A 22,723-nucleotide genomic window follows, 5' to 3' on the forward strand; every position below is an offset into this window, starting at 1 on the left:
GATGCTGAATATCGTCAAGAGGACGAGAAGGGATTTCCGGCCAGGTAGCGGGCCGGTACCTCGCCGCCGCCGTGCACCGCCAGATCGGCGCCGTTCACGTACGGAGCCAGCCGGCCGGCCAGGAAGAGGCAGGCGCGGGCCACATCGTCCGGCACCGCCTCCCGCCGCATCGGGATGACGCCCTCCCTCGCCGAGCCGCCTCCTTCGGCGCTCCCGGCGCTCGGCGCGCGGACGGGGCCCACGGTGATGTGGTTGACGCGGACCCTCGGCGCCCACTCCAGGGCCAGTGCCCGCGTCAGTGCCAGCAGCCCCGCCTTCGCCGCCGTGTAGGCGGCGGTCCCGGGCTGCGGCTGGTGCGCGGAGACGCTGCCGATATTGATCACGCTGCCGCCCTCCGGCTGCTCCCGCATGACCAGGTTCGCGGCCTGCGACAGGTAGAAGGGGGCCAGCAGATTGAGTGCGACGACCTTCTCGACGAAGCGCGGGGAGACGGTCGCCGCGTCGGCGTCGGGGGAGCCGCCCGCGTTGTTGACGAGCACATCGAGCCGCCCGAACCGATCCGCGGCCGCCGCGACCAGCGAGGCCGCCGCCGCCGGGTCCCGGACGTCGACGGCCCGGAAGAGGGCGTGGCGCCCGTCCGCCGAGGGTGGGCGCGCCGGTTCGCCGCGCCCGCACACCATGACCTCCGCGCCCGCCGCGAGGAAGGCCGTGGCGATCTGTGCGCCGATGCCCTTCGTGCCACCGGTGACGATCACCGCCCGTCCGGAGAAGTCGATCGGATCGCCGATGTCCATGGTCCTGCCCTCCGTCGCCGTCGACGACAAGCTACCAAGCATTTGTTTGGTGACCTAGGGGCTGCGGGGGAAGACCCGGACAGTGGCGGTGGCGGCCGGGGCGGGAGCGCGGAGGAACACGGCCGGCCGGTGACTCCCGAAGGATTCACCGGCCGGCCGGGGTGGTGCGCCGCCCCCGTCCCCACGGTGCGGCGCGGGTGGACCGTCGTCTCCGCCGGGGCGGACGGTCCACGTCTCGTTCAGGACTCCGGCGGGGGTGCCTCCAGCCCGAGTCCGGGAAGAATCGCTGTCGCCACGAACCGTGTGAGATACGCCTCGTCCGCGTACCGCCCCTCCAGCAGCGGACGGGCGCGCATCACGCCGAGCAGCTGCGCGGCGACATACGCCCTCGCGGGGTTGTCCGCCGCGATCTCGCCCCGCTCCACGCCGCGTCGCACCATCGCGTCGATCGCCGCGATCTCCGGCAGGATCAGCGCCTCACGCAACGCGCACAGCAGCTCGGGGCTCTGGAGCGCCGCGTGGCTGAGCGCGTGCATCAGCGGGGTGTCGCGGCCGGAACCCTCGCCGATGGACCGGGCCGCCTGGTGCAGGTCCCCGGCCAGGGTGCCGGTGTCGATGTGCGAGAGCAGCATGCGCCGGGTGCCGTGCAGCGCGGCGACGACCAGCTCGGGCTTGGAGCCCCACTGCCGGTAGAGCGTCGACTTCCCGCAGCGGGTCCGCGAGGCCACCCCCTCCATGGTGAGGGATTCGTAGCCGCTCTCGCGCAACAGGTCCAGCACGGCCGTGTAGAGCTCCTGTGCCCGCTCCGGTGTGATCTTCGATCGGCGCGACACGGGTGCTGACTCCGGTACGGAATCGTGCGACGGCATGTGCTTCCCTCCTGCGGCTCTGCGGTGAGGTCCCTCGATACGCCAGTGTACCGATACGCGCGTGTACCGATACGTTCGCGTATCGGTACACTGGCGTATCGATACGGCATGGACTGGACCATGCCGCCGTAACAGCGCTTCGTCAGCAAAGGGGCAACGGGTGATACACGCCCGCAGCGAGCCTGCAGACCGGGAGCCGGACAGTTCTGCCCGACCGCCCCTCGTACGTGAGTTCCTCCTGGTCGCGGGACTCTTCCTCGTCTACAAACTCGGCCGGCAGGCCGCCAACGGGCATGTCGAGGAAGCCTTCCGCAACGCCGCGCACGTATGGGACTTCGAACGCGCCGTCCGCCTCCCGGACGAAGGCGCCGTGCAGGGTGTCCTGCTGCACAGCGAGACGCTGATCCACGCGGCGAACACCTACTACGCCACCGTGCACTTCCCGGCCACGGTGCTGTTCCTGGTCTGGCTCTACTGGCGCCGGCCCCGTCACTACGTCTGGTCGCGCCGGGTCCTCGCCGTGCTCACCGGTGCCGCCCTCGCGCTGCACCTGCTGTTCCCGCTCGCCCCGCCCCGGATGCTGGACGCGGCGGCGCTCGTCGACACCGGCCAGGTGTACGGCCCGACGGTGTACGGGAACACGCCGTCCACCGACTCGATGGCGAACCAGTTCGCCGCGATGCCCTCGCTGCACTTCGGCTGGGCGGTGATGGTCGCCGTCGGGCTGATCGTCGCCACCCGCTCCCGGTGGCGCTGGCTGTGGCTGCTGCACCCGCTGGTCACGCTGCTCGTGATCGTGGGCACCGCCAACCACTACTGGCTCGACGCGATCGCCGTCTCGGCGCTGCTCGCCGTGGCCTTCGCCGCGCTGCGGATCCCGCGCACCGCGCCGGTCCGGACACCCCTGCCGTGGCCCTCGCCCGGGGCGCCCGCCGCTGCCGGGAGCGCGTTCGCCACCGCCCGCGTACCGGCGGCCGCCGAGTCCCGTACCGCGCCCGTCGCCGGCGCCGCCGGGGCGCGGACGCTCGCCCGGTCCGGAGCCCGGCGGTGAACGCCACACTCGTCGCGGTCGTCCTGTCCCTCGTATCGGCCGCCGCCTACGCGGCCGCGGCCGTGGCCCAGGCCCGGCTCGCCGGACGCACCGAACCCTCCGCCGGAGTCCTGCGCATGCTGGGCCGCGGAGCCTGGTGGTCGGCGGTCGGCCTGAACGCCGCGGGCGCGCTGCTCCATGTCGCCGCGCTGAAGTACGGCCCGCTCACCCTCGTCCAGCCACTGGGGGCGCTCACCCTCGTCGCGGCCGTCCCGCTCGGCGCGCGCGCCGCCGGGCGCCGGGTGAGCCGTACCGAATGGCGCGGCACCCTCCTCACCCTGATCGGCCTCGGCGCGCTGCTGATGACCGCGGGGGGCGGCGCCGCCCCGCACGAGACGCTCAGCCTCCCCGAAGCGCTCGGTGTCGGCGCGGCGACCATGGCGGTCGTCGCCGGTCTCAGCCGGCCCGGCACCCGCCCGGGACTGCGGCACGCGGCGGCCTCCGGCATCACCTCCGGCGTCGCCTCGGCCCTCACCCAGACACTGACCGTCGCCGTCACCGACCACACCGCGGGGCCGCTGTTCAGCTGGCGGCTGCTGACCGTGGCGCTGCTCGTCTCCGCCTTCGCGATGGGCGGCCTGCTGCTGTCCCAGACCGCCTACCGCGGCGGTCTCGGTGCCCCGCTCGCCGTGGTCACGCTGGCCAACCCGGTCGCCGCGGCGGCGATCGGCCTGGCCCTGCTCGGTGAACGCCTCCAGGGCGGAGCGGTCAGCGTGATGCTGGCACTGGCGGGCGCCGCGGCCGCGGTGCGCGGGGTGATCCTGCTCAGCCGGGCCCAGGAACGGCCCGCGCCCAGGACCGCCGGCGGGGACGGGGCCACCGGCGGGGACAGGACACCCGCGGACGCCGGACCGGCGCCGTCGCGGATCGTCATCGGCAGCCCGCGGAAGCGGCGCCGCCCGGTCCTCGCCCGCGCGGCCCGCGGTCGTGCGCCGCACGCTCCCGATCCGGGCGCTCCCGGCCTGCCGGGGCTCGACCCGCTCGCCGTCAGGACGGGCGGCCCCTGACGGCGAGCGGGTCGCCCGGCTCGCCGAGAGCCCGGGTCAGCCAGCCGATCCAGAAGCTCTCCAGATCGATGCCGCCGCGCAGCACCAGATACCGCAGCCGGTCCTCGTCCGCCGTCGGCGCGGGCGTGAAGTCGCGCTCCTCGATCTCCAGGTACTCCGCCAGCTGACGCTGATGAAGCTCCAGATGGCGCCGCAGCTCGGCCCCCAGGCCCGGCGCCCCGACCACCGCGGCCGCCCGCATCCTCAGCAGCAGCGGGTCACGGACCGGACGAGGATCCTCCGGCTGCGCCACCCAGGCGGCCAGCTCCTCCCGGCCGGCCGGGAGCACCTCGTACTCCTTCTTCCGCCCACGCGCCGGATGCGCGGCGGGCAGGGCCCTGATCCGCCCGGCCCGCTCCAGCTTCCCCAGCTCGCGATAGATCTGCTGATGCGTGGACGACCAGAAGTATCCGATGGACCGGTCGAACCTGCGGGTCAGCTCCAGCCCCGACGACGGCTTTTCCAGCAGGGCGGTGAGGATCGCGTGCGGCAGTGACATGGAGTGCATCCTAGGGACGGGCGGAAGGGGACCTCACAACGTCGCCGCGAGCTCCGTGCCCTGGCGGATCGCGCGCTTGGCATCGAGTTCCGCCGCCACGTCGGCGCCACCGATCAGATGCACCGGACGGCCGGCGGCGAGCAGCTCCTCGTACAGCTCGCGGCGCGGTTCCTGGCCCGCGCACAGCACCACCGTGTCGACGGGCAGCAGACGCCGCTCGCCGTCCACCGTGAGGTGCAGACCCTCGTCGTCGATACGGTCGTAGCTCGCGCCCGCGATCATCTCGACGCCCCGGTGGCGCAGCTCGGTCCGGTGGATCCACCCCGTGGTCTTCCCGAGCCCCGCTCCGACCTTGGCGGCCTTGCGCTGGATCAGATGGACCGTGCGGGGGACCTTGGGGCGCTCGGGAGCGCGCAGCCCGCCGCGGTCCGCGTAGCCGGTGTCCACGCCCCACTGCCGGAAGAACACCTCGGGATCGAGGCTCGCCGCATCACCGCCGTCCGTCAGGAACTCGGCGACGTCGAAGCCGATGCCGCCCGCCCCGACGATGGCGACCCGCTCACCGACCGGTGCTCCGTCGCGCAGCACGTCCAGATAGCTGACCACGCTGGGGTGCCCGGCCCCGGGTATCGCGGGGGTGCGGGGTTCGACTCCGGTGGCGAGGACGATCTCGTCGAAGCCCTCCAGCGTCCCGGACGTGGCGCGTGTGCCGAGCCGGAGATCGACGCCCTGCTCGGCGAGCCGGGTACGGAAGTAGCGCAGCGTCTCGTCGAACTCCTCCTTGCCGGGCACCCGGCGGGCCACATCGAGCTGACCGCCGATCGTGTCCGCGAGGTCGAACAGGGTCACCGCGTGCCCGCGCTCGGACGCCGAGACCGCGCAGGCCAGACCGGCGGGACCGGCTCCGACGACGGCGATCCGCTTACGGGTCCGGGTCGGCGAGAGCACCAGTTCCGTCTCGTGGCAGGCCCGCGGATTGACCAGGCACGAGGTGATCCGCAGGCTGAAGATGTGGTCCAGACAGGCCTGGTTGCAGCCGATGCAGGTGTTGATCGCGTCCGCGCGGCCCGTGGCCGCCTTGGCCACGAAGTCCGGGTCGGCCAGGAACGGCCTGGCCATCGACACCATGTCCGCGCGGCCGGAGGCGAGGATCTCCTCGGCCACCTCCGGGGTGTTGATGCGGTTACTGGTCACCAGGGGAACGGAGACCGCGCCGCGCACCTTCTCCGTCACCCAGGTGAAGGCGCCGCGCGGCACGGAGGTGGCGATGGTGGGGATGCGTGCCTCGTGCCAGCCGATGCCGGTGTTGATGATCGTGGCACCCGCCGCCTCGATCTCGCGCGCCAGTCGCACGACCTCCTCCAGCGTGGAGCCGCCGGGCACCAGATCGAGCATGGAGAGCCGGTAGATCAGGATGAAGTCGCTGCCGACCCGCTCACGGACCCGGCGCACGATCTCCACGGGGAACCGGATGCGGTTCTCGTACGAACCGCCCCAGCGGTCGGTGCGGTGATTGGTCGCGGAGACGATGAACTCATTGATCAGATAGCCCTCGGAGCCCATGATCTCGACCCCGTCGTAGCCCGCGCGACGTGCCAGTTCCGCGGCCCGGACGAACTCCTCGATGGTCTCCTCGACCTCGTCGCCGGTCAGGGCGTGCGGGGTGAAGCCGCTGATCGGGGCCTTGAGCGCGCTGGGTGCCACCAGGTCCGGGTGGTGCGCGTAGCGGCCGAAGTGCAGGATCTGCATGGCGATCCGGCCCCCCGCCGCGTGCACGGCCGCGGTGATCTCCGCGTGCTGCGCGGCCTCCGCCTCGGTGGTCATCCGGGCGCCGCCGGGGAAGGAACATCCACGTTCGCTGGGCGCGATGCCCCCGGTGACGATCAGGCCGACCCCGCCGCGGGCGCGCTCGGCGTAGAAGGCGGCCATGCGCTCGAAGCCGCGTTCGGCCTCCTCCAGGCCGATGTGCATCGATCCCATGAGGACCCGGTTGGGGAGGGTGGTGAACCCCAGATCGAGCGGGCTCAGCAGCGTGGGGTACGGACTCATCCGGCGTCTCCTCGCACAGGTGTCGTCTAACGGGCTGTCCCGTTGTAATCCACCCGAACAGCATTGTGCAACAAGTTGCACAATGATCTGCGTCGCACCCGCGGAGCCCTGCCGGGCGGCCGTCCGTTCCCGTCCGGTCTAACCCGACCGTGCCCCCGCGCCCCGGGCCGACCACAGTGGAATCCGTAGTGTCCGCCCGACTGCCCCACCCCCGGGAGTCCCTCATGGTCTGCGTCAACCGGCGTGATCTCGGCCTGCTCGTCCTGCGCGTCGGCACCGGCGCGGTCCTCGCCGCGCACGGCACCCAGAAGCTCGCCGGATGGTTCGGCGGCGGCGGGATCGAGGGCACCACCGCCGCGATGGAGGCCATGGGCTTCCAGCCGCCCAAGCACAGTGCCGTCGCCGCCGGGCTGGGAGAGACCGGCGGTGGTGTCCTGCTGGCCCTCGGCCTCGCGACTCCGGCGGCCGGCGCGGCGGCGGCCGGGGCGATGGCGGGGGCCGTGTCCGTCCACGCCCCGGCGGGCTTCTTCGCGCAGGGCGGCGGCTACGAGTACCCGGCGTTCCTCGGCTTCACGGCCGCGGCCATCGGGCTGACCGGCCCCGGCCGCTACTCCGTGGACCATGCGACGCGGCATGCCCTCAATCAGCCGTGGGTGGTCGCCCTGGCCTTCGCGGCCAGCGCGGTGGCCGCCGCGACTGTCGTCGGCAGGCGGGCCAGACGGCAGGCGGAGCCGCGGGACGACGCGTAGCCGCGGGGGCCCGACGCCACGCGTCGGCTGGGGGACCGGCCGACTGCCGGTTCTGGACGGAGCTCCGGAGCGGCTGGTCCCGCACGGGGTCACGGCGCTGAGCCCGGACTGACGGGGCCGGGATCCGCAAGGTCATCGTCCGCGCACCCGAACTGGTCAGCATCGTCCCCCTCTGAGCGGGGAAGCGGAGCTGCCCCGCCGCCCGAGGAACCCGGTGCGCACCCACAGGCGCGCGAAGCGCGGTGCGCGCTACGGGCGGGGGCCGGTCCGCCCCGTCAGTACGCTCAGCGCGGAGAGCAGCGCCAGGTCGGCCTGTTCGAGGCTGGTCAGCAGGGTGATCCGGTCGGCCTCGGCGATCGGCACGGTCGAGGGAACGGCCACCACCGAGCAGCCGGCGGCGAGCGCGGAGGAGACCCCGGTGGGAGTGTCCTCGACCGCCACGCAGACCGAAGGGTCCAGCCCGAGCCGAGCGGCGGCGGCCAGGTAGGGAGCAGGGTCGGGCTTGGTGCGCTCGGTGTCCTCGGCGGCGAGGGTGACGTGGAAGAAGTCACGGCCGAGGTGGCCGAGGACGAGGTCCACCACGCGGCGGGGGGAGGCCGAGACCAGCGCGGTGGGCACGGCGGCTGCGCGCAGTTCGGCGAGGAGCGCCAGTGCGCCGGGCCGGGGAACGACCTCGGCGGCCACCTTGACGCTGAACGCCTCGGTGAGGAGTTCGGCCAGGGCAGCCGCGGCGAGGCCGGTCCGGGTCACGCGGTGCAGATGGCCGGCGGTGTGGTCGACGGCGCGCCCGAGCACCTCGGGCAGGTCCTCCTCGACGAGGGTATGGCCGAGGCCGGCGGCGAGTTCGGCGGTGGCCTGGAGCCAGAGCCGCTCGGTGTCGACCAGTGTGCCGTCCATGTCGAACAGGACGGCGGCGGGGAGTGCGGGCATCGCGGTCCTGCCTTCTCGGGTGTGGGGTGAACTGATCACTCGAGGGCCGGTGGCCCCGGGAACCCGGGGCGCCACCGGTGCTCAGGCATTCGTCAGGGGCCTCAGCCGGAGGGTGAGGATCTGGAACGGGCGGAGTGCCAGCCGTACCTCCCGGCCCTCCGCCCGTACGGCGTCCGCGCACTCGCGCGGGTCGAGCTCGCGCTCCAGGAGATCGGTCCCGGTCGCTGAGGCCAGCGGGAAACCGGTGGTCAGGACGGTTCGGGCGCGTCCACCGTGGGCCTCGTAGAGGCGTACGACGATGTCGCCGGAACGATCGTCGGCGAGTTTGACCGTCTCGATGACGACGGCCCGGTTGTCCGTGGTGACGAGCGGCTGGACCCCGGCCGAGCCGGGGAGGCACCGCTCCGGCTGATTGAACGTGTAGCCCTCGCGGACGGCGTCGGCGATGTCGGCGCCGATGACGAATCCGTAGCGCAGCCGGTGGTGGCCCTGGTCGGCATCCGGGTCGGGGAAGCGGGGAGCGCGGAGCAGGGAGAGACGCAGGGTGGTGGTGGTGCCGCCGTCGGCACGGACGTCCCGGGTGATCTCGTGCCCGTAGGTCGAGTCGTTGACCACGGCCGCGCCCCACCCCCGCTCGCCGAGGTGCAGGAAGCGGTGGGCGCAGATCTCGAACTTGGCCGCGTCCCAACTGGTGTTGGTGTGGGTGGGACGCCGGACGTGTCCGAAGGGGATCTCCGCACTGGAGTGGTCGGCCCGCACATCGAGCGGGAAGGCGGCCTTGAGGAGCTTCTCCCGCTCGTGCCAGTCGATCTCGGTGTCGATGTCCAGACGCCGGGAGCCTTCGGAAACGGAGATCAGCTGTTCGACGCGGGAGTCGCCGAAGGTCCGCACGATCCGGACACCGCCGTCCTCCGCCCCGACCGAATCGGCGTCGAGGAGATCGTGAACGGTGTTGCGGTAGAAGACGTCGATGTCCCAGGCGTCGTACTCGTTGGGGAAGTCCTGGTGCAGTTGGAGGAGGTTGGCGGGGGCGCCGGGGGCCAGCGCCTCACGTTCGGCCGCGATGTCGTACGCCGAGGTCACCAGGCCCCGGGCGTCGATCCGGACTCGTACCAGGCCGTTGTCCAGCACGAAACCGTCCCCGCAGGGGACCGGCGCGACGCGCCGGTCCGTCGCGCCGGTCCGGAGCGCGGCGCCGAGGGCGGGGACACCGTCGCGGGCGAACGGAGCGGCGTTGAAGACCACGGGCAGGTCGCCCTCGCCGGCCAGGGCACGCTGGGCGGCGTCCGTGAGCGCGCGCAGCTCGGCGGTGACGGCGGCATAGGTCTGCTCCGCCTCCCGGTGCACCCAGGCGATCGAGGAGCCGGGCAGGATGTCGTGGAACTGGTGCAGCAGGACCGTCTTCCACAACCGGTCGAGGGCCTCGTAGGGGTACGCGAACCCGGTGCGCACGGCGGCGGTCGCCGACCACAGCTCGGCCTCTCGCAGCATGTGTTCACTGCGCCGGTTGCCCTGCTTGGTCCTCAGCTGACTGGTCAGAGTGCCGCGGTGGAACTCCAGGTACAGCTCTCCCTGCCACACCGGCGCGTCGGGGTATTCGGCGTGTGCCCGCTCGAAGAAGTCCGAGGGGCTCTCGATGACGACCCTCGCCGAGCCCTCCAGATCGCCGAGACGCTCGGCCCGTGCCAGCATCTCGCGGGTGGGGCCGCCGCCGCCGTCACCGTAGCCGAACGGGAGCAGCGAGCTGTTGGCCGCCTCCTTGTCCTGGAAGTTGCCCACCGCATGGGCGAGTTCGGCGCCGGTGATCTCGGCGTTGTAGGTGTCGACCGGCGGGAAGTGGCTGAAGATCCTGGTGCCGTCGATGCCCTCCCACCAGAAGGTGTGGTGCGGGAACTTGTTGGTGGTGTTCCAGGAGATCTTCTGGGTGAGGAACCACCGGACCCCGGCCAGTTTCATCAGCTGCGGCATGGCCGCGTTGTAGCCGAAGGTGTCGGGCAGCCACATCTCCTCGGTCTCGACGCCGAACTCGTCGAGGTAGAAGCGCTTTCCGTGGATCAGCTGCCGGGCGAGGGACTCGCCGCCGGTGATGTTGGTGTCGGGCTCCACCCACAGGCTGCCGACGGGGAGGAACTGCCCCTTCTCCGCCTTCTCCCGTACCCGGCTGTAGACCTCGGGGCGGTGCTCCTTGAGCCAGGCCAGTTGCTGGGCCTGGGACATGGCGAAGAGGAAGCCCGGGTGGTCGTCCATCAGTTGGGTGACGTTGGAGAGCGTCCTGGCGACCTTGCGGACGGTCTCGCGCAGCGGCCACAGCCAGGCGGTGTCGATGTGGGCGTGCCCGACGGCGGACATCCGGTGGGCGCCGGAGGCCGCGGGGGCGGCGAACGCCGGGCGCAGCACCTCGCGGGCGGCGTGGGCGCTGCCGGCGACGTCCTGCAGGTCGACCGCGTCCAGGGCCCGCTCGATGGTGTGCAGGAGCCGCCAGCGGCGCGGGTCGGCCTCGGGCAGTTCACGCATGAGCCCCCCGAGGACCTCCAGGTCGTGGACGAGTTCCGACACCTGTGCGTCGAAGACCGCCAGCTCCAGCCGGAGCAGCTGGTACTGGGGTGCGCTCGCGGAGTCGGCACCCGTCAGCCAGGAGGGCCGGTCCCCGGTGCGGGACGGGATGTGGTCGTCGACCAGGTTGGGATTGGCGGCGGCCTCGACGTAGTAGGTGAATTCCTCGCCGCCGACCGCCGGGTCGGCGACCGGAATCCAGGCGTTGCGGGGGTTGAGGGCCTTCACCACGCTGCCGTCCGCCCGGTACACCAGGCCCTCGGCGGAGAACCCCGCGCCGGTGACGTTGAAGCCGAGGTCGATGACCGCCTCGACCCGCAGTCCGGCCCACTTCTCCGGCACCCTGCCGCTGATCCTGAACCAGCTGGTGGACCAGGGCGGCCCCCACCGGTGCCCGAGCGCCACGGGCTCGTACGGTGCTGCCAGGCCGTCGGACACGGGGACCGGTTCGCCCGGCACGTTCCAGATCGCGATCTCGACCGGGACGGTACGCGCGTGGACCGCCGGCCTGATGCGCTGGTTCAGCACCCGGTCGAGCCGCTGTTCGGTGAGGCGTCGCTTGCTGTGCATGGATTCCTCCGTCGTCGGGTCGGTGCGGCCGGTCGGTCCACCGGCTGAGGTGTACCGACGGGTGTCACGGACCTCAGTCCTCGATGGGACCGAGAGCGGGGGTGCCCCGCAGTTCCACCGTGCGGGTGGTGGAGCTGTGCAGTTCCAGGACCGTGATCTCGTTCCGTCCGGCATTCAGGACCGGTGCGGGGACGTAGAGAGTGGTCTGCGGTCCGCGGGACCAGTACCGGCCGAGCGCGAAGCCGTTGATCCAGACGTGGCCCTTGGTCCAGCCGTCCAGGGCGATATAGCCGTCGGCCGGCTGCCCGATGTCCAGGTGTCCGCGGTGGAACGCGGGGCCGACGGGGGGTGAGGCGGGATCGAACGCGGTGAAGGACAGCCGGCCCGGATCGTCGAGGGGCAGCGGTCTGCTGTACCAGCCCTCCGGGGCGCGCGCGTTGACGGAGACCTCGCCGAGCAGTCCCTTGCGGTCGTGCATGCCCTGCCCGTAGTTGACCCGGCCCTGGTTCTCCACCAGCACGGCCAGCCGCGCGCCGCCCCGGGGGACGTGGAAGGCGAGGCTGTGCTCATGGTTCTCGCGTTCCAGGACACCGACCGGCTGGCCGTCGACGAAGACCTGGGCACGGTCGCGCACCTCGGCGACGCGCAGGACGGCCGGCCCGGCCGCCGGGAGCTCCGTCTCGTACAGGACGAATCCGAAGGACTGCCCGAGCTGTTCCATGCTCCGGGGGCGGTCGGCGCGCACGGCGCCGCCGAGCCGCTCGCACTGGTCCAGAAGGCTCGCGCATGCGGTGAGTTCGGCGACGGCCGGGGAGAGCTTGGGCGCGCGGGCGGGTACCGGTTGCTCGGGGACGGGCGCGTACCGGGCGATGACCTCGCGGAAGGCGGCGTACTTGGGGGCGGGGTCGCCCGCCTCGTCCAGGGGCGCGTCGTAGTCGTACGAGGTGGCCGTGGCGCGGTACGTGCCCTTGTCGTTGGCGCCGTTGGTGAAGCCGAAGTTGGTGCCGCCGTGGAACATGTAGATGTTGACCGAGGCACCGGCGGCGAGCAGCCGGTCGAGGTCCGCCGCGGCGTCGGCCGTGTCGCGGGTGACATGGGTTCCGCCCCAGCGGTCGAACCAGCCGATCCAGAACTCGCTGCACATCAGCGGCCCGGACGGCTGCCGCGTGCGCAGCTCCGCCAGCCCGGCGTCCACCCGGCTGCCGAGATTGACGGTACGCAGCACACCGTCGAGGCCGCCACGCTCCAGGTCGGAGGGCTGGTCGCAGGTGAACAGCGGTACGTCGACGCCGTGCCGGTGCAGCAGCTCCGCCAGATCCTCCAGATAGCCGGAATCGTCGCCGTACGCGCCGTACTCGTTCTCCAGTTGTACGGCGAGGACCGGGCCGCCCCGCGTGGAGAGGTGAGGAAGGAGGGGCGGCAACAGGGCTCCGAGGTAGTCGTCCACCGCCTTCAGATAGCGCGGGTCGCGGCTGCGCAGTTCGATGTCCTCGTCGGCGAGCAGCCAGGAGGGCAGGCCGCCGCCCTCCCATTCGGCGCAGATGTAGGGGCCGGGGCGGAGCAGCACGTGCAGGCCCTCGGCGGCGGCCAGATCGAGGAACCGGCGGAGATCGAGACCTCCGTCCAGCCGGAACTCGCCCGGACGGGGCGAGTGGAGATTCCAGGGGACGTAGGTCTCGATCGTGTTCAGCCCCATCAGGCGTGCCTTGCGGAGCCGGTCGGCCCACTGCTCCGGATGGATCCGGAAGTAGTGCAGCCCGCCGGAGATGATCCGCAGCGGTCGGTCGTCGAGACGGAAGCCGTCTGCGGCAACCTCAAGTCGTGGCATGGCCGTGGTACTCCTTGCTGAGGGGACTGATGGGTCGGTCGGGTCAGTTCAGCGGACGGCAGAGCAGCGCGTCGGGAACGCCGCCGTGGTTCCACTTCCAGGTGAAGGCGACACCGGCGAGGTACTCCTGGTCGGTGCACTGCCCCTTGTAGTGGCCGGGGGCCCAGTCGCTGCCGACCGACCCGCCGGTGGCAGGGCGGTTGTCGCCCTTGTCGAACCAGACGTTGCGGCCGGTCAGCGGCAGCGGCGCGGCGGAAGGAGCGCAGAGCAGCCCGGCCATGGCACTTCCGCTGACGCTGTAGCCGACGGCGAAGGTGTTGTCGGGGCACTGGAGCTTGGTGTAGCCCTCGGCCCAGTCGCCGCGGGTGACGTAGCGGTCGTCATGGACGGCCACCCAGTCACCGGCCCCCTTGGCGGGCTGGTTCGCGTCGGTGCACAGGCCGCGCTTGTCGCCGCGCCCGAGACCGGTCAGACGCTGGCTGTCGGGGCAGTTGCCCTTGCGGTAGCCGGGGCTCCAGTCGCCCCGGGAGAGCATCCGGGAGGAGACGTTGTGGTCCCGGAAGTCGAGGTTGAGCATGTTCCAGTGGTCGACCGGGGCGACCGGGCCGGTGACGCCCTGCGCGTTGACCAGCTTGTTCCAGTCGGCGGTCCGCCAGTCACCGGGGTCGCTGAGGCTCTGCCGTTTGCCCGCGGCGTCGTAGGAGACCAGGGCCCAGGTGTCCTGCGGTGCGCCGTTGGCGCCGGTCCAGCCGACCAGCGGCCAGATGGCGAAGTCGGTGTCGTTCTCGACCAGGATGTCGGTGAAGTTGCCGAACCAGGTCTGCTCCTTGGTGTCGGTGGACCCGCGTCCGCCGGCACCGAACTCACTGATCCAGACGGGGGCGGTGAAGTGCTGCCCCGACTCGGTGACGAACAGGGCCTCCTCGTGCACCAGCTGCTTCAGCTTCTCCAGGGGGAAGTCCTCGTACGGCCAGTCGTTGGTGTGCCCGGGGCCGCTGTCCACGCCCGTGTAGTTCGGCCCGGTGTAGCCGTAGAAGTGCGCGGCGTACACCAGTTTCCCCGAAGTGGTCAGGGTGTTGGAGAGCTCACGGACCGGCGTCAGCATCGGCCTGCCGTAGTCGAGACCGTCCAGCGGGATGCCGTACCAGTTGATGCCCTCCATGATGACGAGCATGTCGGGGTTGGCCTTCAGGATGCGGGTGCCCGCCAGTTCGAAGGCCGCGTAGACGTCGCGCTCGTCGCCCCGGCCCCAGTTCGGGTCGTGCAGGGTGTCACGCCGGATCTCGTTGCGCAGGTCGGCGCCGACCACCCGCTCGTTCCCCTTGTAGCGGTTCACCAGGGAGACCCAGTCCTCGTGCCACTGCTCGGCGGACTGACTGCTGTTCCAGCGCTCGTTGCCGTCCAGACCGCAGCAGAAGCGGTAGGTGGTGGTGTGGTTGTTGAGGATGACCGCGAATCCGTCGGCGGTCAGGGCCGCCACCACCGCGTCGAACACCTGGAGCGGGGTCTTGCCCTTGAGCTGCGGGTTGGCCGCGACCGCGGAGTCCGGTACCACCGTGGTGTCGCGCATCATCGCGTTGGCGAACGGCAGGCGGATGGTGTTCAGCCCGAGCGCGTGGAAGTCGGCCGTGATCCGCGATATCGGCGCGCGGTCCAGACCGAGCGGGATGTTGTGCGAGATCTGGTCCGCCTGGTGGTTCGCGGGGTCGTTGACGTCACCGCTGCCCTCCCAGGTGCCCTGGGCACCGGCCCAGTTGCCGGCCTTCAGTTTGAAGCGGTCGCCGTCGGCATCGACGACGTACCGCCCGCGGGTGCTGAGCGGAGCCGTCCAGGAGGCTGCCAACTGCGGCCCGGTCATGGGAGTGACGGTGGGGGTGGGGGTGGGGGTGGGGGCGGCGCCGGGAGGTGCTGCGGCAGAACCGGAGGTCCCGGCGATGAGGAGGGTGATCGTCGCTGCCGTGGCGGGCAGGATTCGGGAGAAGAGTTTCCTGACGGCGGGAGCCGGCCTGGCGGATCTCATGAATGTCCCCTCCAGGGGTGGGGGTTGGGGTTGGTCCTTCAGGTGGTGCGGCCCGGACCGGGTGGTCCGGAGTCAGGTGCGGCTCAGCCCTTGAGGCCGCTGGTGGCGATGCCTTCGACGATGTAGCGCTGGGCGACCAGGAACATGGCCACCAGTGGGGCGATGGTCACGACGGCCCCGGCGAACAGTCCCGGCAGGTTGATGGTCTGTGAGGTGAGGAACGTCGACAGGGCGATCTGGGCCGTCCACGCGGACGGGTCCTGACCGATGACCAGCGGCCACAGGAAGGCGTTCCAGCTGTCGATGAAGGCGAGTGCGCCGAGCGACGCGAGCATCGCTCCGGACGACGGCAGAGCGATCCGGCGGTAGAGGCCGAGCCAGCCGAGCCCGTCCAGGCGTCCGGCCTCCTCGATCTCGCTGGGGAACTGCAGATAGAAGTTGCGGAAGAGCAGGACGGCGAAGGGGTTGAACAGCCCGGGTGCGATGATTCCCCACAGCGTGTTGACCCCGCCCATGGAGCCCACGACGACGAAGGTCGGGACGAACGTCACCGAGCCGGGGATCATCAGCGTGGCCACCACCAGGGCGAGCACCACACCGCGTCCGGGTACCGGGATGCGCGCCAGCGCGTACCCGGCGGCCGAGGCGAGGAGCGTCGACACCGGGGCGGTGATCGCGGCGATCAGCAGCGAGTTGCCCAGCGCCTGGCCCATGTGCAGGGACGGGTCGCTGAAGAGCGAGGCGAAGTTCTCCCAGTGCATCGTCGACGGCCACCAGGTCCACTGCGGTGCCGTCAAACCCTGCGTGTCCATCAGCGCGTTGCGCAGCATCAGGTAGAAGGGCGCCAGGAACACTGCCGTCAGGAGGCCGGCCAGCACCCCGCGCACGGACCGGCGCACGACCTGCGGCAATTGTCGAGTGGTTGTCATGCCGCTCACTCCCCACCCTTGCCGAAGCCGGTGAGCCGGCCCTGGATCAGGGTCACACCGACGATGAGGGCGGTGAGCACGAAGGCTCCGGCCGACCCGAGCCCGTAGTTCTGGGCGCCCATCGCGGTGTCGTAGAGGTAGCCCAGAGGGGTTCTGATCGGCGCCGCGGCCGACCCGGACAGCCCGCTGTTGAACAGGTTGTAGAACTCGTCGAACGCCTGGAACGCGGCGATGAACTGCAGCATCAGCACGGCCACCGAGGTATTGCGCAGCATGGGAAGGGTGATTCTGCGCAGCAGGCGCAGGCCGGTCGCACCGTCGAGGGAGGCGGCCTCGTACACCTCCTTGGGGATGGCCTGGAGCCCGGCCAGGAAGAGCACCATGTAGAACCCGACCTGGAGCCAGAGGCGGAGAGTGACGAGGGCGACCCAGTAGAGCGGCGGTGAGGTGGTCTGCAGCCACGGGACGGCATCCATGCCGAACCATCCGCCGATCGTGTTGGCGATGCCGCCCGGCAGCCCGTTGAACAGGCTCATCTTCCACAGCAGGGCGGCCGCGACGTAGGAGACGGCGGCCGGTATCAGAAAGGCGGTGCGCAGCACGGCCCGCCCGCGCCGGATTCGGTGCACCAGCAGCGCCAGCCCCAGCGAGGCGGCGAACGTCACCGGCACGATGAACACCGTGAACAGCAGGATCTGGACGAGCGACTTGCGGAACACCGCATCGGAGAGCAGCGCCTGGTAGTTGTCCAGGCCGACCCAGTGACCCAGGGCGATGGAGCCGCGGGCCTCACTGAGGCTGAGCAGAAAGCTCCAGCCGATGGCGACGTACTTGAAGAGGCCCAGACCGATCAGCAGGGGGCCGGCGAGCAGCGCGAACGCTCCCCAGGCACGCAGGTCCGGGCGGGAGCGGCGGATGGGGGCGGTGCCCTGCGGCTGGGCCGCGGGGCACCCGACACGCTCGTGGTCGAGCGCGGGCACAGGTGCGGACGTCATCACGCGCGCTGCTTGTCGATCTCGCCCTGGGCCTTCTCGGCCGCGCCGGCCAGGAGCTCGGCAGCGTCACCCTGTCCGCTGACGGCCTTCGTCGCAGCCGCGGTGAACAGGGAGCTCACGGCGCTGTTCCAGGTGCTGGGATTGTTCCTGCCGTACGTGGCGGCCAGCTCGACGGTCTCCTTGGCGGGTCCCTGGGTGAGCTTGTCGGCGGAGGCGGCGACGGACGTGCGCGGCGGGATGTGGAGGCCGTAGTTCTGCGACCAGTCCGTCTGGAGGTCGGTCTGCTCGATCCAGAGCCACTGGACGAACTTCTTGGCCGCGTCCACGTTCTTGCCCTTGGCGTTGACGCAGGTGCTCCAGCCGCCGACGCGCACCACAGGCTTGCCACCGGCCTTGAAGGCGGGCCAGGGCAGGACACCGAAGTCGTCGCCGAGCGCGGTCTTGATGGCGGGCATCGACCAGAGGCCGCCCCACTGCATCGGGACGACGTTCTGGATGAGGGCGGAGGGATCCCACCAGTCGGTGGTGAAACCGAGCAGCAGGGACCGGTCGTCGTGAAGGCGCTTGAGTCCGGCCACGGCCTCGGCGGCCTGTGGGGATCCGAAGGCTGCCTTGCCGTCGGCGACGAGGTCACCGCCGTTGGAGAACACGGCCAGGATGGCGCTGTCGCCGAGGCCGTCCTGGCCGACGAACAGACCCTTGGTCTTCTTGGAGCTCAGGGCCTTGGCCGCGTCGGCGAGCGCGTCGAAGCTGTCGGGCGGGGTGATACCGGCCTTGGACAGCACGCTCTTGCGGAAGTAGAGCATCATGATGTCGTCGAGCGTCTTGACGCCGTAGAGCTTGCCGTCGACGGTCACCATCTCGCGGGCGCCCGGGTTGAAGTCGGACTTGGCGCTGCCGTAGATGTCGTCCAGCGCGGCGATCTGACCGCGCCGGGCGAGGCTCTCGCTGAAGTCGCCTATCTCGAAGACGTCCGGGGCGGACTCGGTGAGCAGGGTCGCGTAGAGCTTGCTGCTGTAGTCGCCCGGGGTCCAGGTGACCTTGACCGCGATGTCCGGGTTGGCCTTGGTGAAAGCGGTGGCGTATCGCGTGAGGGCCTGCTGGGTGCCGGCCTCGCCGTAGGCGTGGGACCAGACGTTCAGAGTGGTCTTCGCCCCGCCGGAGTTACCACCGGTCGGGTCCGTACTGCAGCCGACCGCCGCTCCGGCGACGAACAGGATGGATCCGCCGAGGAATCCTCTGCGGCTAAGCTTGGCCTTCTGTGCGCTCACTTCGATCCTTCGGGTTGAGAGAGGGTGGGGCGTACGTGTTGTTGGCCGGCGCAGCCGGTGTCCGGCATTCACCGTTGGCAGACGGCGATGGACATCGGTTGTTCCGGCAACGTGGTTCGGCGAACGGCATGGTGACGCTGAATCAGGGGAAGAGGGCCTGGATGCCGACGACGGCGGCACCGCGGGCCCACTCCTCCCAGGGGAGGGGACGCAGGGTCAGTGGGCATTTCGCCGCTGCTTTGAAGCAGTGCGCGGCGTAGGCGTCCCTGATGTGCATTCCGAAGAGGTCGAAGGTGTCGAGCCCCTCGCCGGTGACCACGACGCGCTCGGGACCTACGAGGTTCACGAGCGTGGCGATGCCGACCCCGATGGCGTGGCCCGCCCTCGCGAAGGCGCCCTGTGCGGTGGGGTCTCCACCGCGGGCGAGCTGAACCGCGCCGTCGAAGTCCAGGTCCGGGCGACCGGTGGCGCGGCGGATGGCCGCGAGGACCGCGTCGGTGGAGGCGATGGCCTCGACGCAACCGACCTGGCCGCAGTGGCAACGCGGCCCGGCCGGGTCGATGCTGATGTGCCCCATCTCGCCGGCGACGCCGTACGCGCCGGCTACCAGCTCACCGTTGATGACGATCCCGGAGCCGATCCCCGCTCCGATGGTGACCAGCGCGAAGTACTCGGTACCGATGCCCTCGCCGAACCAGTGCTCGGCGGCGGTGATGGCCTTGACGTCGTTCTCCACGGTGACGGTCAGGCCGGTCGCCGCGGCGACGGTCTCGGCCAGCGGTACGTCGCGCCAGCTGGGGAGCACGGAGTAGCGGACACGCCCGCAGGGGCGGTCCACGTCGCCGGAGACCGCGATGCCCAGGTGCCGAGTGCGGGCCCGGTACTCGGGTTTCACGTCGAGGAGTTCGGTGACGAGATCGGCCAGCAGCTCACACACGGCGGCCGGGTCGCGGTCGCCCAATGGCCGACTGGCGGTGGTCCGCATGTGCGCCCGCAGGTCGCAGACCGCGCCGAAGAGGGTGTCGGCACTGATCTTCACACCGACGAAGAACTCCCGGTCGGGAGTCACGGCCAGCGGGTTCACGGGGCGCCCGGCCCCTGGAGCGGTGCGCTCAGGAGGGAGCTCGTGCAGGTAGCCGTCGTCGATGAGCGGTCGCGCGGCCTTGGTAACGGCGGTCGATGACAGACCCGTCCGGCGGGCCAGCTCAACCCGGCTGAGCGGGCTCTCGGCCAACAGCAGGGCGAGGATGGCAGTTTCGGCCGGTGCGGTCACCAGGGGCCGCGAGTGGTTTGGAAACACGACGGCAACCTAAAGCAAATAAATAACTTCGTCCAGTATTGATTTTCCCGCCCGGGTGGTCCTACGCTCTGGCCGAACTCCGGGCGCTTCCCGCGTTGTTCGCCATGGCCGTCCGTCCGGTGCTCACCGACGCTCGATACCCCTCGGGATCCTCTGTGCCTCCCACGCCCTCATCCGTTTCCTTCGACGCCGCCCACGGGCTGGCGGTCCTCCGTACCCGCAACAGCGTCTACGCCGTGCGTATCGGTGCGGACGGCAGCCCCCGGCACCTGCACTGGGGGGCGGAGATCGACGCCGGCTCCCTCCGCGAGATGCTCGTGGCCCGCTCACCCGCCGAGAGCAGCTTCGAGTCGGACGCCGCCCCGGACGAACTGGCTCCGCAGAGCGGTGCGCGGTTCGGGCCGGCCGGGCTCCAGGTCCGGTTCGCCGACGGCACCCGCGGCGCCCAGTGGACCTTCACCGGTCACACGGTCCGGGAGGGGGAACTCCGCCTCCACCTGGCCGACCGCGGCTACCCGTTGGCCGCGGAACTGTGCTACCGCGTCCGTCCCGACAGCGACATCATCGAGCGCTGGGCGGAACTCACCCACACCGGAGGCGAGGACTCGGGCCCGATCGCCGTCGACCGGCTGGACTCGGCCTCCTGGACGCTGCCGGCGCTGCCCGACTACCGGCTCAGCCACCTCGTGGGCGGCTGGAACAGCGAGTTCCAGCTGAACCGTGACCGCCTCCCGGTCGCCGAGACCGTGCTCACCAGCCGCCGCGGTGTCACCAGCCACCACGCCAACCCCTGGCTCGCCCTCGACGACGGCACCGCCGACGAGGAACACGGCGAGGTCTGGAGCACCGCCCTGGCCTGGAGCGGAAGCTGGCGTATCACCGTGCACCGCGACCCGGTCGGCCGGACCACCTGGACCGGCGGATTCGGCCACGAAGGACTCGGCTGGACCCTGCGGCCGGGCCAGAGCCTGCGCACGCCCGTCTTCGCCGGCCTCTACGTCCGCGACGGCTTCGGCGCCGCCAGCCGGGCCTGGCACACCCATATCCGTACCACCGTCCTGCCCGAACCCGGCCGCGACCGGCCCGTCGTCTACAACTCGTGGGAAGCCACCGGCTTCGACGTCGGCCAGCCCGGCCAGCTGCGCCTGGCCCGGCTGGCCGCACGTCTGGGAGCCGAACTCTTCGTCCTCGACGACGGATGGTTCGGCGGCCGGACCAGCGACAGAGCGGGCCTCGGTGACTGGACACCCCGGCCCGAGGCGTTCCCCGACGGGCTGCGCCCACTGGCCGACGAAGTGCACCGCCTGGGCATGGCGTTCGGACTGTGGGTCGAGCCGGAGATGGTCAACCGCGACAGCGAGCTCTACCGTGCCCATCCCGACTGGGTCGTCCACGCGGCGACTCGGCAGGCCACCGAACAGCGCAACCAACTCATGCTGAACTTCGCCCGCCCCGAGGTCGAGGCCTGGGCCCACCGGACCCTGGACCGGCTGGTGCGCGACCACGACGTCGACTGGTTCAAGTGGGATGCCAACCGGGTGGTCACCGAGGCCGGCTGGGCCGGCTCCCCGGACCCCGACCGGCTGTGGATCGACCACACCCACGCCGTCTACCGGATCATGGACCGTCTCCGCGCCGATCACCCCGGCCTGCGGATCGAGGCGTGCGCGGGCGGCGGCGGACGGGTCGACCTGGGCATCCTTGCCCGTACCGACCAGGCGTGGACGTCCGACAACACCGATCCCGTCGACCGGATCGGCATCCAGCACGGCTTCAGCCAGCTCTTCCCCGCCCAGGCCATGGCCGCCTGGGTGACCGACAACCCCAACGTCGCCACCGGCCGGACCACGCCGCTGCGGTTCCGCTTCCACGTCGCCATGGCCGGAGCGCTCGGCCTCGGCGGGAACCTCGCCACCTGGTCCGAGGAGGAGCTCGACGAGGCCGCCGGGCTCGTCGAGATCTACAAGCAGATCCGCCCCCTGGTCCAGCACGGCCGCCAGCACCGCCTCCACGGCCCCGACGGAGTGGCAGCCGTGCACTACGCGTCCCAGGACGGCACCGAACACGCCATCCTTGCCTGGCGCCCCGCAACCCGCTTCGGCCACCCGGCCCCCCGGCTCGCCCTTCCGGCCCTGGACCGCGCGGCCGACTACCTCGACATCGACGAGGACGTCGTTCACAGCGGTGCCGTCCTGACCGGGCGGGGGATCGACCTGCGGCTGCCCGCCGGCGACTACGCCAGCCGCCTGATCCGTCTGCGCCGGACCGTCTGACGCTCCGTCCTCCCTTCCACACCCGCATCACGAAGGAACCGCGAACATGCCCACACCCCGTGTTCTGGTCGTCGGTATCGACGGCGTCCGCCTCGACCTGCTGCCCTCGCTGAACACCCCCAACCTCGACGAACTCGCGAACGCCGGCTTCCTCGCGCCCGTCCGCATCGACGACGACACACCGACCATGTCGGGCCCCTGCTGGACCACGATCGTCACCGGTGCCGGCGTGGCCAAGCACGGGGTCTGGGGCAACAACTTCACCGGAAACCGGATCGGGGTGTTCCCCGACTTCACCACCCGGCTGGCCGCCGATCACGGGCGGCGCACCTTCGCGGCCGGCGGTTGGGAGCCCCTGTTCCTGGCCCGGCAGGGCGGCCCGGTCTTCGCGGCCCCGAGCAGGCTCGCCTACATCGCCCCGCGCGAGGACACCCCGCAGGCCTGGGAGGAGTGCGACCAGAGCGTGACCGACGAAGCCGTACGGGTTCTCGGCTCCGGCGAAGACCTGGACGCCTCCTTCGTCTACCTCGGCGCCGTCGACGAGACCGCCCACTACCTCGGCTGCGGTAGCGGGTACCGGAGCGCGATCGAGGCCGCCGACCGACGGCTCGGACAACTCCTCACCGCCGTACGCGAACGTCCCGACGCCCGTTCCGAGGAGTGGACCATTGTCGCGGTGACCGACCACGGGCACCGCGACGAAGGCGGCCACGGAGGGCGCAGCGCACTGGAGCGCACCGCCTGGATCGCCGCGTCCGGCCCCGGTATCACCCCCTCCACCGCCCCGGACACCCTGCGCCACGCCGATGTCGCCGTCCACGTCTACGCCGCCCTGGGCATCACGCCCGACCCGCACTGGACACTCGACGGGCAGCCCTTCCTGACCCCCGCTCCGCAGACCGCCTGACATCGTCGGGAGACCACGGGCGGGGCAGCCGGCCACCACGGCATCCTCCCC

At 71.3% G+C, this 22,723-nt stretch carries 17 protein-coding genes; 5 read left to right on the top strand and 12 right to left on the bottom strand.

The features are described 5' to 3' along the window. Window positions 1–14 precede the first annotated feature (14 nt). A complete protein-coding gene (locus tag ABT170_RS24155) occupies window positions 15–794 on the bottom strand; it encodes an SDR family oxidoreductase (protein WP_351870688.1) in 780 nt (259 codons plus the stop codon). Window positions 795–1,033: 239 nt separating this feature from the next. Then, the gene (locus tag ABT170_RS24160; protein WP_329947259.1) at window positions 1,034–1,663 is read right to left on the bottom strand and encodes a TetR/AcrR family transcriptional regulator; all 630 of its coding nucleotides are present in this window, start codon (window positions 1,661–1,663) and stop codon (window positions 1,034–1,036) included. A 160-nt stretch (window positions 1,664–1,823) separates the two neighbouring features. Between ABT170_RS24160 and ABT170_RS24165 the strand changes: the two genes are divergently transcribed. Both ABT170_RS24165 and ABT170_RS24170 read left to right on the top strand, forming a co-directional pair. Further along, window positions 1,824–2,714 carry a phosphatase PAP2 family protein gene (locus ABT170_RS24165; RefSeq protein WP_329947258.1) on the top strand — a complete coding sequence of 297 codons (891 nt, stop codon included), beginning with the start codon at window positions 1,824–1,826 and terminating at the stop codon, window positions 2,712–2,714. Then, window positions 2,711–3,760 carry a DMT family transporter gene (locus tag ABT170_RS24170; protein WP_351870627.1) on the top strand — a complete coding sequence of 350 codons (1,050 nt, stop codon included), beginning with the start codon at window positions 2,711–2,713 and terminating at the stop codon, window positions 3,758–3,760. The genes ABT170_RS24165 and ABT170_RS24170 overlap by 4 nt, the downstream gene beginning before the upstream one ends. Here the strand turns inward: ABT170_RS24170 and ABT170_RS24175 are convergent. Both ABT170_RS24175 and ABT170_RS24180 read right to left on the bottom strand, forming a co-directional pair. After that, the gene (locus ABT170_RS24175) at window positions 3,741–4,298 is read right to left on the bottom strand and encodes a PadR family transcriptional regulator (protein ID WP_329947256.1); all 558 of its coding nucleotides are present in this window, start codon (window positions 4,296–4,298) and stop codon (window positions 3,741–3,743) included. The two genes, ABT170_RS24170 and ABT170_RS24175, sit on opposite strands and share 20 nt — an antisense overlap. A gap of 33 nt (window positions 4,299–4,331) precedes the next feature. Beyond that, the gene (locus ABT170_RS24180) at window positions 4,332–6,347 is read right to left on the bottom strand and encodes an oxidoreductase (protein ID WP_329947255.1); all 2,016 of its coding nucleotides are present in this window, start codon (window positions 6,345–6,347) and stop codon (window positions 4,332–4,334) included. A 224-nt stretch (window positions 6,348–6,571) separates the two neighbouring features. Between ABT170_RS24180 and ABT170_RS24185 the strand changes: the two genes are divergently transcribed. After that, on the top strand, window positions 6,572–7,096 hold the full coding sequence (locus tag ABT170_RS24185; RefSeq protein WP_329947306.1) for a DoxX family protein: 525 nt from the start codon (window positions 6,572–6,574) through the stop codon (window positions 7,094–7,096). A 249-nt stretch (window positions 7,097–7,345) separates the two neighbouring features. On the opposite strand, the gene ABT170_RS24190 is transcribed toward ABT170_RS24185, so the two are convergent. From ABT170_RS24190 to ABT170_RS24225, 8 genes are all read right to left on the bottom strand, one after another. After that, window positions 7,346–8,026: an HAD family hydrolase gene (locus ABT170_RS24190; protein WP_351870630.1), complete on the bottom strand. Its 681-nt coding sequence runs from the start codon at window positions 8,024–8,026 to the stop codon at window positions 7,346–7,348. 81 nt (window positions 8,027–8,107) lie between these two features. Beyond that, window positions 8,108–11,149 (bottom strand): alpha-mannosidase, encoded by a 3,042-nt coding sequence (locus ABT170_RS24195; protein WP_351870632.1) that lies wholly within the window; start codon window positions 11,147–11,149, stop codon window positions 8,108–8,110. Window positions 11,150–11,222: 73 nt separating this feature from the next. After that, on the bottom strand, window positions 11,223–12,977 hold the full coding sequence (locus ABT170_RS24200) for a glycoside hydrolase family 35 protein (protein WP_329947252.1): 1,755 nt from the start codon (window positions 12,975–12,977) through the stop codon (window positions 11,223–11,225). A gap of 43 nt (window positions 12,978–13,020) precedes the next feature. After that, window positions 13,021–14,997 (bottom strand): glycoside hydrolase family 5 protein, encoded by a 1,977-nt coding sequence (locus ABT170_RS24205; RefSeq protein WP_351870636.1) that lies wholly within the window; start codon window positions 14,995–14,997, stop codon window positions 13,021–13,023. Between the two features lie 83 nt (window positions 14,998–15,080). Next, window positions 15,081–15,926, bottom strand: a complete 846-nt coding sequence (locus tag ABT170_RS24210; protein WP_329947250.1) for a carbohydrate ABC transporter permease — start codon at window positions 15,924–15,926, stop codon at window positions 15,081–15,083. 5 nt (window positions 15,927–15,931) lie between these two features. Further along, window positions 15,932–16,921, bottom strand: a complete 990-nt coding sequence (locus ABT170_RS24215; RefSeq protein ID WP_329947249.1) for a carbohydrate ABC transporter permease — start codon at window positions 16,919–16,921, stop codon at window positions 15,932–15,934. Continuing rightward, on the bottom strand, window positions 16,921–18,192 hold the full coding sequence (locus tag ABT170_RS24220; RefSeq protein WP_351870639.1) for an ABC transporter substrate-binding protein: 1,272 nt from the start codon (window positions 18,190–18,192) through the stop codon (window positions 16,921–16,923). Before ABT170_RS24220 ends, ABT170_RS24215 begins: the two co-directional genes overlap by 1 nt. Before the next feature lie 142 nt (window positions 18,193–18,334). Further along, a complete protein-coding gene (locus ABT170_RS24225; protein ID WP_351870642.1) occupies window positions 18,335–19,492 on the bottom strand; it encodes an ROK family protein in 1,158 nt (385 codons plus the stop codon). 155 nt (window positions 19,493–19,647) lie between these two features. On the opposite strand from ABT170_RS24225, the gene ABT170_RS24230 reads away from it, so the two are divergent. Together ABT170_RS24230 and ABT170_RS24235 are read left to right on the top strand one after the other, a co-directional pair. Then, on the top strand, window positions 19,648–21,765 hold the full coding sequence (locus ABT170_RS24230) for an alpha-galactosidase (protein ID WP_351870645.1): 2,118 nt from the start codon (window positions 19,648–19,650) through the stop codon (window positions 21,763–21,765). Window positions 21,766–21,811: 46 nt separating this feature from the next. Then, complete coding sequence (locus tag ABT170_RS24235) at window positions 21,812–22,672, top strand: alkaline phosphatase family protein (RefSeq protein WP_329947245.1); 861 nt, start codon at window positions 21,812–21,814, stop codon at window positions 22,670–22,672. Window positions 22,673–22,723: the final 51 nt, after the last annotated feature.

Origin of the sequence: Streptomyces sp. NPDC001787 (assembly GCF_040297465.1) — a bacterium.
Classification (GTDB): Bacteria; Actinomycetota; Actinomycetes; order Streptomycetales; family Streptomycetaceae; genus Streptomyces.